At 47.9% G+C, this 14,554-nt stretch carries 8 protein-coding genes, 1 tRNA gene and 1 pseudogene; 5 read left to right on the top strand and 5 right to left on the bottom strand.

What is annotated here, in order from left to right:
• Positions 1 to 74: 74 nt before the first annotated feature.
• A pseudogene (locus QUA56_RS34255) lies at positions 75 to 2,318 on the top strand (trifunctional serine/threonine-protein kinase/ATP-binding protein/sensor histidine kinase); the annotation flags it as partial.
• A 573-nt stretch (positions 2,319 to 2,891) separates the two neighbouring features.
• Here the strand turns inward: QUA56_RS34255 and QUA56_RS34260 are convergent.
• The 3 genes from QUA56_RS34260 to QUA56_RS34270 all read right to left on the bottom strand — a co-directional run bounded on the left by QUA56_RS34260 (position 2,892) and on the right by QUA56_RS34270 (position 6,453).
• Positions 2,892 to 2,978, bottom strand: a tRNA-Ser gene (locus QUA56_RS34260).
• Positions 2,979 to 3,038: 60 nt separating this feature from the next.
• Positions 3,039 to 5,630 (bottom strand): ComEC/Rec2 family competence protein, encoded by a 2,592-nt coding sequence (locus QUA56_RS34265; RefSeq protein ID WP_333367779.1) that lies wholly within the window; start codon positions 5,628 to 5,630, stop codon positions 3,039 to 3,041.
• A 343-nt stretch (positions 5,631 to 5,973) separates the two neighbouring features.
• Complete coding sequence (locus QUA56_RS34270; protein ID WP_333367782.1) at positions 5,974 to 6,453, bottom strand: DUF4079 domain-containing protein; 480 nt, start codon at positions 6,451 to 6,453, stop codon at positions 5,974 to 5,976.
• Positions 6,454 to 6,704: 251 nt separating this feature from the next.
• Between QUA56_RS34270 and QUA56_RS34275 the strand changes: the two genes are divergently transcribed.
• Positions 6,705 to 7,778 (top strand): endonuclease/exonuclease/phosphatase family protein, encoded by a 1,074-nt coding sequence (locus tag QUA56_RS34275; protein WP_333367784.1) that lies wholly within the window; start codon positions 6,705 to 6,707, stop codon positions 7,776 to 7,778.
• A gap of 70 nt (positions 7,779 to 7,848) precedes the next feature.
• Here the strand turns inward: QUA56_RS34275 and QUA56_RS34280 are convergent, their stop codons facing one another.
• Both QUA56_RS34280 and QUA56_RS34285 read right to left on the bottom strand, forming a co-directional pair.
• Entirely contained in the window at positions 7,849 to 9,321 is a 1,473-nt protein-coding gene (locus tag QUA56_RS34280) for a serine/threonine-protein kinase (RefSeq protein ID WP_333367787.1), read from the bottom strand.
• 139 nt (positions 9,322 to 9,460) lie between these two features.
• Positions 9,461 to 10,465 carry a LysR family transcriptional regulator gene (locus QUA56_RS34285; RefSeq protein WP_333367790.1) on the bottom strand — a complete coding sequence of 335 codons (1,005 nt, stop codon included), beginning with the start codon at positions 10,463 to 10,465 and terminating at the stop codon, positions 9,461 to 9,463.
• Positions 10,466 to 10,734: 269 nt separating this feature from the next.
• Between QUA56_RS34285 and QUA56_RS34290 the strand changes: the two genes are divergently transcribed.
• The 3 genes from QUA56_RS34290 (at position 10,735) to QUA56_RS34300 (ending at position 14,310) form a co-directional block, all read left to right on the top strand.
• The gene (locus QUA56_RS34290; RefSeq protein ID WP_333367793.1) at positions 10,735 to 11,448 is read left to right on the top strand and encodes an NnrU family protein; all 714 of its coding nucleotides are present in this window, start codon (positions 10,735 to 10,737) and stop codon (positions 11,446 to 11,448) included.
• Positions 11,449 to 11,493: 45 nt separating this feature from the next.
• Positions 11,494 to 11,868, top strand: coding sequence for a thioredoxin family protein (locus QUA56_RS34295; RefSeq protein WP_333367796.1), 375 nt, complete (start codon positions 11,494 to 11,496; stop codon positions 11,866 to 11,868).
• Positions 11,869 to 12,264: 396 nt separating this feature from the next.
• The gene (locus QUA56_RS34300; RefSeq protein ID WP_333367798.1) at positions 12,265 to 14,310 is read left to right on the top strand and encodes an NAD(P)H-quinone oxidoreductase subunit 5; all 2,046 of its coding nucleotides are present in this window, start codon (positions 12,265 to 12,267) and stop codon (positions 14,308 to 14,310) included.
• Positions 14,311 to 14,554: the final 244 nt, after the last annotated feature.

Here is a 14,554-nt window from a genome sequence, read left to right on the forward strand (position 1 = left end):
AATTAATTATGAAATGGAACCGAAAGATCAAAAACAAAGGTAACTTAATTAATGCAGTTTAGATGTCGAACAGCTTAGCAAGAAACAAAGATGCTATTCATAAAATTAAGCAAGAAACAGCGCTTAATTATCTAGAAATCTATTGGCAGATTACCTTAAATCTTCTCGGAAAAAGTGACAATCCCTGTGTTCTAAAGGGTGAAGTCTGGGATGAACATGTAAAGTTGCCACTGTATCAGCAAGCAAACGACAAAATAGGAGTTGCCTACATATATTGTAACAAAGTTTTACTTAGTTACTGGTTTGAAAATTACTCAGAAGCAATTGAGAATATCGCTATAGCCGAGAAGTATTTGGGCGCAGTGATATCATTGCCCCTTGTTCCTCTATTCCATTTTTACGATTCTTTAGTACGCCTGGCGGTGTACCCCGATACTCCACAGTCAGAGCAACAGGGCATTCTCGACAGAGTAAGAGCTAATCAAGAAAAAATGCAAAAATGGGCGCATCATGCCCCCATGAATCATCTGCATAAATTCTATCTAGTGGAAGCAGAACGGCATCGGGTTTTAAACCAAAAAGTAGAGGCGATCGAGATGTACGATAAAGCGATCGCCCTCGCCCAAGAAAACGAGTACATCAACGAAGAAGCACTAGCTAACGAACTCGCGGCTAAATTCTACTTAGAATGGGGCAAAGAAAAACTCGCAAAACCCTATTTAATTGATGCTTACTATGCTTACGCTCGTTGGGGAGCAAAAGCGAAGATTGACCATTTAGAACAGCGCTATCCCCAACTTCTTGCTGCTATCCTACAACCGAATCAAACTCGCCAGCATCCGAACGAAACAATTCACACCTCCACCAATGGATCGTCATCCATCTCTAGCACAAATAAGACTATTATTGGCAGCACCAGCAGTTCGGAGTTAGTAGATTTGCCAACCGTGATTGAAGCGTCTCAAGCTCTCTCCAGCGAAATCGAGCTAGAGCAATTGCTGACTACTTTGATGCAAGTGGTTGTGAAGAATGCCGGAGCACAAACCGGAGCATTAATTTTAAATGAAGACGGAAATTGGAGAGTTGCCGTCCACTGTACAAATCGTCAAGATTGCCATCTAGACTCTCTGCTCGTTGAAGAGAGTCAAGCAATTCCTCTAAGCTTAATTAATTACGTCAAACGCACAAAAGAAACCTTAGTGTTTGATAATGTCAGCACTCAAACCACGTTTGCTTCTGACTCTTACATCATCCAACAGCAACCCAAGAGTGTTTTATGCACTCCCATTCTCCATCAAGGCAAAGTCATGGGGATTTTGTATATAGAGAATAATCTCACAATCGGAGCATTTACGCCCGATCGCGTCGCCATCCTCAACATCCTCTGCTCGCAAGCTGCAATTTCCTTACAAAACGCCCGACTGTATCAGCAATCCCAGGATTATGCCCAAAAACTAGAGCTTTATCTTCACGATCTCAAACAGATGCAGTTGCAATTGGTGCAGGGTGAGAAGATGTCTGCTCTCGGAAATTTAGTCGCAGGGGTAGCCCACGAAATTAACAATCCCGTAGGCTTTATCGCCGGCAATTTGCAACCGGCTCAAGACTACGTGGGGGATTTATTCCACTTGATTGACTTGTATCAAGAAAAATTTCCCAATCCGGGAGTGGAAATTGAAGCAGAAATTGAGGAGATGGACTTGGAGTATTTGCGAGAAGATTTGCCGAAATTGATTGGCTCAATGAATGAGGGAGTCGATCGCATCCGCAATATCAGTACGAGTTTGAGAACGTTTTCGAGGGCAGATAGCGATCGACCAGTTTCTTTCAATATTCACGACGGACTCGAAAGCACTCTGCTGATTCTCAAGCACCGTTTGAAAGCGAGCGAGTTTCGCCCTGCCATAGAAGTTGTGAAAGAGTATGGTAACTTGCCTCTAGTAAAATGCTTTCCCGGACAGTTGAACCAGGTATTTATGAACGTACTGGCCAATGCCATTGACGCTCTGGAGGAGTCAAATAAAGGGCGGAGTTTTAATGAAATTAAAGCCCTACCCAATCAAATCACGGTTCAAACTGCTCTGAGCGAATCCAAAAATCAGGTTGTGATTCGCATTAAAGATAATGGAGTGGGGATGTCGAACGAAATCAAGGAAAACATCTTTAACCACTTATTCACAACTAAGTGTGTGGGTCAAGGAACTGGATTAGGATTGTCGATAGCCAACCAAATTGTTGTGGAAAAACATGGAGGTACGTTACTCGTAAATTCTTCCTTGGGACAGGGTTCGGAGTTTGTGATTTCTATTCCGGGGTGAGCATTTCGTGCTAGGCTTTAGCGCAATTAGCGCCACCTCGCAACTATGAGCTCAGTTATTAGAAGAAATAGGGAACGGGGAACGGGGAACGACCAACAGGCTAGGGGTTTTCTTGCTAGGAACTAGCGACTACTGACTGGGGAAAGCAAGAATGTAGGCCAATTCCCCGATCCTGTGCCCGCACCTGATTCGTGATTGAGAAAGCGGTTTGCAACCGCCTGCTTTACAAACACTCTTCCCTGTTTTTGTTCCCGGTTTCGAGTTAAGAGTTCCCTTGAAATTCTAAGCCTCTACCTTACCGAAATGAAAGTCGCTATCATGCTACTGAGATTGTGGAGTTGAATTTTATAGCTGATATCGTTTCCGGTTTCATGGGAACGATCGAGTCGAGGTCAATAATTCCACATTTTCCCACTCCCCACTTGCCACTCCCCATCATCAGGAGTGTTACCGGAATTGATATGAAAACTCTATTTGAATTAACTTATTTTTGATAGGGCGATCGATAATATAATAAGGTGAGCGCACCCTACGTTGATAAGGTGCGCGCTTGCCACTTGACGCTTAGATGTACGGAGAGGGTGGGATTTGAACCCACGTTAGAGTTACCCCTAAAGTAGATTTCGAGTCTACCGCATTCAACCGCTCTGCCACCTCTCCAATTAATTTGAGATGTGAGCTAAAAGTATTTTACCGCACAGTGCGCCAGATTGTAAATCTTTATAAAAAAGAAGTTTGATTTTCTTCAGATTCCAGAGTGGTCTTAAATCCCCCTGCTGGAGTCCACTGGAGGGCTCCGTCGCGCCCTGTCCAGAAAATCTGGGTTTTGCTTTGGCGCAGTTGGGCGGCGGTTTCTGGGTCGATTTCGTCAGCAGATGCGATCGCCACTTGCGGCCCAACTGCGCCCAATAACTCGGCCGTCAGGGTTTTTCCAGACCACCACAGCACTTGAGCCGGCTTCAATGTTCCCGTTGCTGCCAATTTTTTTTGCGCTTCCGGTGTCATTTCACCGACTAGCAACCAAGTTCGATTACCCACCAGCAATTCTACCACCGGAATCTCCGCATTCACGAACTGCAACCGCGTCGAACCCAGATCGACGGTACTGTTAGTTTCTAAAGGAAAGTAAACGCCTTGGTGTGATTGCACAGCCGTCATAAATTCCCGATCGCTGCCACGGTGAATTTGTTTCGGAGCGTTATTATCATAAAATGTTTTAATTGGCAAGCGTTCTAGTAATTTTCCCCAACCTCCGCTCAATCCTAAATGACCGTGAGTGGCGATCGCAAAATTCACAGAATTAACTCCTTGCTGCTGCAAAAAAGGCAGCACTGTAAACCTCACAGTATTTTCATCACCGCTATTGATCAGCGCCACTTTTCCCCTATCTTGAATTACTAAAACTGGCTCGCCAGATGTCGCTAGCAAAGTAACTTGAAATAAAGAGGCTTGAACGTGCCAAGCTGGCAAAACTACGATCCCAATTCCCGCCACAACCGCCAGCGGTAAAATCCAAGCAGATGAAAAACTCGGCAGCGAAATAACTCTACTTTTCCCCTTCTTCTGTCTTCCTTCTTCTGTCTTCCTTCTTCCTTCTTCCTTCTTCTGTCTTCCTTCTTCCTTCTTCCTTCTTCCTTCTTCCTTCTTCTTTTTTCCCCCGATCCAAACCCAGCAAATTAAACTGTAAAGCACGATTAGCTGAAACACCGATACTTGACCGACAGCTACCGAATTACCGGGCAATTGCGAGAAATATTGGGCGATCGCAATTAACCCTTTCGCCGGATAGTCCAGCAGTTGCGCTAAAACACTACCAGCGGGCGGAAAAATCAATCCAGCTAAAGCGCTAATCATCCCCCCAATACTCAAAATCCACAGCAAAGGAGCCGCAATAATATTGACTAAAATGCTGTAAGGTGATACCACACTAAAAACATAAAGTAACAGTGGCAATACCCAAACTGAAGCGGCGATCGGAACTACAACAATCGAAGCGATCGCGGGCGGCATCCAGTCCAACTTTGCCATCAGCGGCGGCGTTGTCACTATTAACCCCAAAGTCGCCAAAAAACTCAGTTGAAAGCCTAAATCCCAAATCCACAAAGGGTTAACCAGCAGTAAAATAGTAGCAGCAATTAACAGCAATCCCAGCGGCTTAACTTGGCGGTTCAGCACCAAAGCAAATAGTGTTCCAAATCCCATCAAAGCGGCGCGGCATACTGATGGTTCAAAGCCAGTTAGCCCCACGAGCAAAAATAAAGCGCCGACGCCAAAGCTAAATTGCAATTGTTTGGAAAAACGCCTGGTTAAAGCTAGAACTAAAGCCAAAACCATCGAAACTTGAGTGCCGGAAGCTGCGATCGCGTGTGCTAATCCAGCTTGCACAAAAAAGTCGCGGATGTTGTAAGGTAAATCTACTGCTTGTTTGCCGAGGGCGATCGCACCGATCAGCGGGCCTTCGGGAACATTTAACTGCGATAGCTGCGATCGCACGATCCGCTGTCGCATCGCTTGAATTTTCGATGGCTGCATCCCGCTTGACTCCCAGAAAGCAGCCGTTTGGCTGTTAACTCGATTTACATCCGCGATCGCATTTTCTCTCCTCCAGTCAATTTGACGGCCTTTAAGTCCGACAAAAGCCCCTTCTCTGGCTAAATAGGCTTGAAAATCAAAAGCCCCCGGATTCGACGGCGGCTGCGGTTTGTACAAGGAACCCACAACTGCGATCGTATTGTCGGCATACAAACCCGTTGCTTGCAGCAGGGGCACTGTAACGTAGAGTTTACCCGATACTGGGCGGTTTACTACTGCTCCTCCCTCGCCGCCATTTATTTCGCTAACTAAATCTGTTTCTAGCCAAAATTGCGATCGGCCCGATCGAGTCAATCGCGGCGTACTGACAACTCTACCGCGAACTGTCACCGCCACTTCTTGAGTGTTCCCGCCAGCCGGAATCAGTTTGCTGATGTCATTAATTGCCGGTTGGGGCGATCGAACTGCAAAATAAAAGCTAGCTAGAAATGCCACCAAACCCGCAACTGCCCACACCCATTTCGATCTCGGCAGCATCTCCAACAAACTCAATTCTTCCCTCGCATCTAAGGGTTCTTCAAGAGTATTTTCTTTTTGTCTGCTGCGTCTTTTCTTAGTAACTTTTACAGAATTTCGAGTAAATTTTCGCAACAATTTCGGCAGGGCGACGGAGGCCGCTATTCCCAAAGCAAGTATCCCGTATCTACCCCAAGAAACCGCTGTAGAAATCAATCCCACAATGTAGGCAAGACAGAAAATCACACCCGTTGCTTGATTCATTAATTAGTAATTTAGAGGGGGAATATTTCAGGGAAACCGATCCGGGACTTATGGACTCCTTACCAAAGAAACCGGGTTTTTTAACCAGGGTAAAGGGCTAAACGCCGTGTATTTGGGCAAAAAAACCGGTTTCTGGCTACCCGTGCGTAAGTTATAGCAAAATTTCTTTCCTGATACGACTACAGCCAACTGTCACACTTAAGTCAGCTTGTATGGTGCGTCAGACTCGGTTATTGAGAGATTATCAAGGGTTGCAGCATCTGACGCACCCTACCAATTGTGCCAGTTGGTCTTAGTCCTGCCTGATATTCTTTCCCTTCTCCTTCCCCTTCCTCTTCCTCTTCTAAATAGACAGCCCCAATTTTAAACCGAAAGCCGCGTGCAGCACCATAAGTGCTAAAGCCGTCGTGCCTAAATAAGCGTGAAGCGCGCGCAGTGCTGGCTTATTGCCCCCAAAACCCGTCAGCGAAATCAAGCTGCCAACAGCCAGCAAAACCAGCACTGCCGAACCCGTCCAAAAATGCGGGCTTTCCATAACAGGCTGGTGCTGCATCACCAGCGACAGCAAGCCGCCTGTATAGCCCAAAGCTAGAAATAGAAACATCCACGGTGCAAGCTTGCGGTGATCCGATCGACTTTTGAGTGCAACATCTTTATCGGGGGCCAAACGTCCCTGCCATCCCGTATACCCGACAAAACTGCCCATCGCCACCACCACGATCCCCATCATTACCGGGTGTCCCCAATGAGTAATCGATTCGGGAATTCCCAGACTCCGAAATTGACTGGCGATGGGTTCTAAAAGTTCGCTTAAATTTACCATTTGCTTGAGATTCCTAACTTCGCGATCGCTAATTTTGGTTTAACCAACAACTTACTCTAAATAGCAATATACCGATCGCGATTTTCAATCACTTTTTCCAGCCAGAAGTCTGTATAAAATAAAAGAGCCGGACACAAGAGAAGTGTATTGCCTAGCCTCAGCAGGGAAGCGGCCATTTCAGTTAATTTGAGCTGACAATATCCTGTTTTTTGTCCCCACACCAGTAAGAGGATGCTATTGCAGACGGCGCTATGATTAAGCCTTACCGATTTTTGCAGCGAATTGCTCAACTGCTCGCCTACGCCTACTCAGCAGTGATTGTCGGCTATCTGATTCTGAGACAGATATTTTGGGACAGGCTGTGGCCGATTGCCTTGATGGGGGATTTTGTTCCTTGGATTTTCTTGCCAATCTTCCTGCTGCCAATTCTAGGGTTTTTTCTGATAAAGAAATGCTGGTTCGCGATTGTTTCATCTGTGGCTGGCATCTGCCTGCTGGGTTGGCTGCACGTCACCTACTTTTCTCCCCAGCCCGCGAACATCAGTGACTCCCAGCCAACTCTCAAGGTTTTTTCTCTCAACCTCGGCTGGCATCGCAAATCCCGACAAGCTTTGGTTAACCTAATTCAGGAAGAAAAACCAGACCTCATTTGTTTGCAAGAAATTAATGAAGATTACGCCGAAGAAGTATTCTCTAAGTTGGCCGTATTATACCCGCACCACCTGGGGCGCGGATACCATGTGATTCTCAGCAGATATCCGATTCGCTCTTCCCAAAAGTTACAGCTAGCCGGTGGGAACGAACCACAGGAACGAGCTCTTATCGAAATGAACCAGCAAGATGTAGTTCTTTATAACATTTCAACAACTCCACCGTGGTTTCGCCAGCATAAAATTTTGCCTTTCCTCAAAATCCCAGTTTACGAGTACGGCGACAGACCGGCACAAATTCAAGATTTAGTGCGGCGACTCCAGAAAGAAACGCTGCCGACTATTGCCGCCGGGGACTTTAATTTGACTGACCAATCTCAAGACTACTATTATTTGAAAGCGGTTATGCAAGATGCTTTCCGAACAGCAGGACTGGGTTTTGGCTTTACTTTTCCTAACGGATGGGATCTGAATTTATTGGTTAAACAGTTAAACTGGAAATTAACTTTTCCCCTGGTGAGGCTTGACTATGTTTGGTATTCTAAGCACTGGGGGGCAAAATCAGCCAAAGTTTTACCGGCCATTGGTTCAGAGCACCTGCCGGTGTTGGCCCAACTGCGGATGCAACCGGAATTGGGACGAGTGTCGGGGGTGCACAACACTTCAGTAACATGAGGTACCCGAGGTGCATAGGGCATAGGGCATAGGGCATACCTCACCACGCTTGAGAACCGCAATAGTTAAATTAAAAAATATTAGAAAGTAACTTATAAATTAAGCGAAAAATAGCTGTTCCAGCGATCGCCCCCAAAGCCCCCAACCATCCCACAAACAACACGCCCGCGATCGGAGAATTCGGATAAAACGCAACTGCAGCCGTCTGCAAAGCCGGGAAAAACCACAGCACAGCCAGAGTACCAGCGCCAATAATCAACATCTCAGTTTGTTCGATCGCCCTGCGGTACTGGCAGTAAATCAAACCCGCCACAATCATCCCCAACAATCCGATACCAATACTCCGAGAAAGCGGCAAACTCGTCAGGGCGATCGCCAGCAACCCACCCTCAAAACCCGTAAACGCCGCCCCTCCCAAAACCTCCCAAATAGAAAAAGCCCTTCTCGGCGAAGGTTGCAGCCCAGACGGAGGAGTCGCAGGAGGAGTCGCAGGAACAGGCACAGGAGGTGGCTGAGTCGGTGGTGGCGGCTGAGTCGGTAGGGGAGTCGGAGTCCTTACTGTCGGCGGTGCCACGACCCTCGTAGGCTGTTGAGAATTGTATTTCAGAGCCGCTTCCACCTCCGCTGCCGATTGAAAGCGCTGGCTGGGAGCTGATAATAACATTCGATCGAGAACGCGAGCCAAACGCGAACTTACCTGCACCCGCGAATGCCAATTCCACTCATTTCTGTAACTATCAAACAACTCCGTCGGCTGCAAACCGCTGAGCAAAGTAATGCAAGTCACAGCCAAAGCATACAAATCCGTTGCCGGATAAACTTCTTGCCCGCTCATTTGTTCTGGCGGAGCATAACCCAAGGAATAAATACCAGTCGAAGCTTTTGCACTCCCAACACTTTGTGTTACTTGTTTAACCGCCCCAAAATCTAATAAATAAAGCCGACCGTTTTTCCCCCGCATAATATTAGCAGGTTTAATATCCCGGTGAATCGAACCGCGAGAGTGAACAAAATCGAGAACCTTCAAAATTTCCCGCAGCACCTCCACCGTCTGGGCCTCCGAAAACTTGCCTTTAGCAGCTAGTTCATCCTCCAAATTTTCACCGTCAATAAATTCTTGAACCAAATAGAACAACTGATCGTTTTTCCCCGGCTGCAAACTCGGAACAGTCAACTCAAAAAACGCCAGCAAACTCGGAATTTGCGAATGTTCGTTTCCCAGTTCTTCCAGCACCGCCGCTTCCCGTTCAAAAAGAGTTTGAGCGATTTTTAACTGTGCCGGAGTCAGACTTACCGACGGCTGCAAAAGTTTAGCAACGCACTGCCGCATCGCCGGAGTATAGCGGTCTCTGGCCAAAAACGCCGCGCCAAAACCGCCTTGACCCAACAACCTCACGGGCAAATAGCGCCCGCTCAAAATCAGGGGCATCCCGCAAGTCGTGCAAAACTTTTGCTGCACCGTTTTCAGCAGCGAACTGTCATCTAGGTCGAGAAAATAGTTTTGAGGGCGCGGGCAGCCCGGGCGGGTGCAGTAAACTTCCATTTTGGTTTGGTAATTGCTTGTTGTTAATTGGTAATTGGTAATTGGTAATTAGGAATTTGATATTTTTCCCAGGGGTTATCAAACCAGAGTTTAATCTCTCAACTAACCGCGAACTGCTAACAACCGGCGACCTAATAGATTAATTTCCCGCCGAGTTGGGAGTTGCTATTTCTATGAATCCCAAATCGCTCGCCGGGGGTTCTTTCTTCTCCTGGATGGTCGAATAAGTAGCAAAGGAAGGCAAAATTTCATTGCTGAAAGCCTCTGCAGCTTTAGAACGGTAGCGGTTGGGGTTGTAAATCAGGGACAAAATGCGAGTTACCACAACTTCGTCCATTTGAGATTTGTGCAAAACGCCCATCAGCAACTCTTTTTCGATCGCCGAAACCGACACAAATGCAGCTCCCAGCCCCGACTGAACGGCATTTTTAATTGCTTCGATCGAATTTAGCTCCATCTCTATTTTCAGGCGGCGCGTGTCAATGCCGCAGCGAGTCAGTACCTGATCGATTACTTTGCGGATAGTAGACTGCGAATCAAGGGATATAAACTGCAATTTGTAAAGGTCTTCTTTTTGGATTGTTTCTTGTTGTACCATCGGGTGAGATGGAGGGAGAATCAGAGCCAGTTCGTCCTCAGCGTAAGGAACAATTTCTAAAGCTTCTACAAGTTCGGTAGGAATTTCTCCGCCAACAATTGCCAAATCGATTTGCCCGTTGGCCACACTCCACGCCGTGCGGCGGGTCGAGTGAACGTGAAGCTGTACCGCTACATCCGGGTATTTTTGGCGAAACATCCCGATCATCCGGGGTAGCAAATACGTCCCCGTTGTTTGAGAAGCACCGACGATCAAAGTACCGCCTTGCAGATTTTGCAAATCTTCCAGAGCTCGACAAGTTTCCTGGCAAAGCGATAAAATTTTCTCGCCGTAACTCAGCAGCAGGTGTCCGGCTTCGGTCAGTTGCGCCCTGCGCCCCCCCCGGTCAAACAGCGGCACGTCCAACTGTCTCTCTAAGTTTTGCACCTGCAAGCTAACTGCTGGCTGGGATACGTAGAGGCTGTCGGCGGCGCGTTTGAAGCTGCCTTCAGAGGCGATCGCCTTGAGAATGCGTAACTGGTCTAAAGTGAAAGGAAGGTCAGACATATATCTAATTGTCAGTTGTCATTTGTCAGTTAACTGTGTCATTTGTCATTTGTCATTTGACGGTTGATGGTTGATAGTTGACTGCGATCGGCAAACAGCGAACAGTCAACAGCGAACAGTCAACAGTCAACAACCAACGGCTAACAACCAACGGCTAACAGTGAACAGCGAACAGCGAACAGTTAACTGACTGATAAGCGCTGAATGCTCCCATAGATACTTTGTGACACAAATTGGCCTAGAATCAATAACTTTTCTTAATATTTGCAATGACGATCGACTTGGCGCTCGACTCCCACTTAGTTATTCTGGGCCTGTTACTGGTTTTTGCGATCGCCCACAGCGGTTTAGCAGCCCTCCGGCCCCGAGGTGAAAAGCTGATCGGGCCGAGACTTTACCGCGTTTTGTTTGCCCTTGTCAGTTTGCCGCTGGCAGTCATTCTGGTTGTCTACTTTTTCAACCACCGCTACGACGGCCTGCAGCTTTGGCAAGTACAGGGATTACCCGGAGTTAAACCTGCAGTTTGGATACTTTCGGCAATTTCCTTTCTGTTTCTGTACCCAGCAACTTTCAACCTCCTAGAAATTGCCGCTGTCCAAAAGCCCCAAGTTCACCTCTACGAAGCCGGCATCATTCGCATCACCCGTCACCCGCAAATGGTGGGACAGGTGATTTGGTGCGTGGCCCATACCCTGTGGATTGGCACTAGCTTTACCCTCGTCACTTCCATCGGTTTGGTACTTCACCACCTGTTCGGAGTGTGGCACGGCGACAGGCGGCTTCAGGCTCGTTTTGGCGAATCCTTTGAAACCATCAAATCTCGAACTTCAATTATTCCATTTTTGGCAATCCTGCAAAAGCGTCAAACCCTTGATTTGCTTGAGTTTCTGCGCCCTTCCTATGTGGGTGTAGTCATTTTTACGGGCGTGCTGTGGAAAATTCATCCTTTTTTGATGCGTGTAACTAGAAACATATACTGGTAGCATGATCCCTAGAATAGAAAAAAAATTATTAAATATTGAGGGATCATGGTGTTGTCGGTTAGCGAACGCACTTTTGCACAAGAGGTGTTTCAAGCCTCTACCCCCGTTTTAGTTCATTTTTCGGCGCCTTGGTGCGGTTTGTGCCGCGCGATCGACCCCACGCTTAAGACTTTTGAGTCACAGTGGGCAGGACAAATCAAGCTCGTAGGGGTGAATGCCGATCAATGTTTCAAGTTGGCCAACACTTACCGGCTGACAAGTCTGCCGACGCTGATTTTGTTTGAGGGCGATAAAGTTCGATTTAGATTTGAAGACTTCCAAGGACGCGAGGAACTGCGGCGGACTCTGGATTCGTGGATGCTCCTGGCTGAACTCTCTTCCCAAGCTCAACGGCTGCAACCGAAAGCAGTTAACAGGTAACGGCTCCAAGGCATTCGGCTTTTATGTAAAAAGCAGAAGCAATTCCTGATTTGTCGATCGACCACCCGACCGCCAAATCTCGCAGTCCTGAACGCAGAAACAGGTTTTTTTTACGAAAATACGGTGTGGAGCGCGAGGGTATCGGTTAAAAAACCGGGTTTCTTGAGCCCTGTCATTCCAAGACAGTCTCGATTTGTCAATCTATATTTTGGCATAGATTTAAGGCGAACTAGATCGATCGGCCCGATCGGGAAAATAGGGAGTAGTTCTCAAGCGCTGTCGATCGACAGCGCTTGAGAATTACAACAAGTATTTATGCCGGGTCGCGCAGGCGTGTGTCACAATTGTTTACAGTTTTGGCAATATCTAGTAGAAACTTTAAACTACCTATCAGTCATGGAACTGCTTTATCAATACGCTTGGCTGATTCCAGTCCTGCCGCTGGCAGGCGCAATGCTAGTAGGTCTAGGCTTAATCACCTTTAACCAGGCAACCAACAAACTCCGACAAGCGAATGCGATATTAATCGTCTCCGCGCTCGGAGGGTCAATGGTACTGTCTTTTGCATTGCTGTGGAGTCAACTACAGGGCCACGCACCCTACACCCGCACTATTCAGTGGGCTTCTGCTGGCGACTTCTCGCTGAATATGGGCTATATTATCGACCCCCTGACGGCGGTAATGCTGGCGATCGTAACCACGGTCGCCTTTTTGGTGATGATTTACACCGACGGCTACATGGCTCACGATGACGGGTACGTGCGTTTTTACGCCTACCTGAGCATCTTCAGCGCGTCGATGTTGGGTCTCGTAATCAGCCCGAACATCGTTCAGATTTACATTTTTTGGGAACTCGTAGGTATGTGTTCGTACCTGCTAGTCGGATTTTGGTACGATCGCAAACCCGCTGCTGACGCCTGCCAAAAAGCTTTTGTCACCAACCGCGTTGGCGACTTCGGCCTGCTGCTGGGCATCCTCGGCATTTACTGGGCCACGGGCAGCTTTGAATTTAGCGTGATGGGCGAGCGCCTGCACTCCTTAGTCGAATCCGGTGCCCTGAGCGCGACTCTGGCGACAATCTTCGGCGTCCTCATATTTTTGGGGCCGGCCGCCAAATCCGCTCAATTCCCCCTCCACGTCTGGCTACCAGACGCAATGGAAGGCCCTACACCGATTTCGGCCCTGATCCACGCCGCGACGATGGTAGCAGCCGGCGTCTTCCTGATCGCTCGGATGTACCCGGTGTTTGAAGGGCTGCCGGCAGTCATGAATTTGATCGCCTGCACCGGCTGTTTTACGGCATTTATGGGAGCGTCGATCGCGATTACCCAAAATGACATCAAAAAAGGCTTAGCCTACTCCACCATCTCCCAACTCGGCTACATGGTGATGGCAATGGGCATCGGCGCTTACAGTGCCGGACTTTTCCACTTGATGACTCACGCTTACTTCAAAGCGATGCTGTTCCTGTGTTCGGGTTCAGTCATTCACGGTATGGAAGCAGTCGTCGGCCACAACCCCGCACTCGCTCAAGATATGCGAGTCATGGGCGGCTTGCGGAAATATATGCCGATTACAGCAAGTTGCTTTTTGATCGGCAATTTAGCAATCTGCGGAATTCCGCCGTTTGCTGGTTTTTGGTCAAAAGACGAAATCCTCGCCAGCGCCTTCGCAGCAAATCCCGCTTTGTGGGCTGTTAGCTGGCTGACGGCCGGGATGACCGCGTTTTATATGTTCCGAATGTATTTCAGCACCTTTGAGGGCGAATTCCGGGGCAATGACAGCGCCATCAAGCGGCAACTCCTGCAACCCGGTGTTGTTTTTGGCCCGGGAGCGATGAACGTTAAGGAATTGGCATCAACTGGCGAAAGTCACGACGAACACGACCATTTGCCTCACGAATCTCCTCTGACAATGGCTTTGCCGTTAGTGTTGTTGGCAGTACCTTCTGTGTTTATCGGTTTTCTGGGAACTCCGTTTGCCAATTATTTCGAGCAGTTTGTTCGCGCGCCAGGGGAGTCTCTCGAAGAAGTTTTGGAACACGCTGCCGAGTTCGATTTGACGGAATTTCTAATCATGGGCGGAAGCTCTGTAGGTATTGCTTTGTTGGGCATTACTTTGGCTTCTCTGATGTATTTGAGCCGTAAAATTGACGCAAGTGCGATCGCCCAAAAGATCAAACCGCTTTACGAGTTCTCGCTCAACAAGTGGTATCTCGATGACATCAACGAATTTCTCTTCGTCAAAGGCAGCCGCCGTTTAGCGCGGCAAGTCATGGAAGTGGATTTGCGAGTCGTCGATGGTGTGGTTAATTTGACAGGTTTTCTCGCCCTGGTAACAGGCGAAGGATTGAAATACATTGAGAACGGTCGCGCTCAATTTTATGCCCTGATTGTGTTTGTCGCAGTTCTGGGTTTTGCGATCGTTTCGGGAGTCAGTTAAATCTGTAGGGAAACGGCATTGCCGTCTCCTGGGGGTAAGTTTCTGTAGGGTGCGTCGCGCTCGACTAATTCAACGCACAGCGACAATTTCATGGCGACGCACCTGACAATATCTGGAGTCAGTTAAATCTGTAGGGAAACGGCATTGCCGTCTCCTGGGGGTAAGTTTCTGTAGGGTGCGTCGCGCTCGACTAATTCAACGCACAGCGACAATTTCATGGCGACGCACCTGACAATCACGGCGG

This window comes from Microcoleus sp. N3A4 (assembly GCF_036701805.1).
Taxonomy (GTDB): Bacteria; Cyanobacteriota; Cyanobacteriia; order Cyanobacteriales; family Microcoleaceae; genus Microcoleus.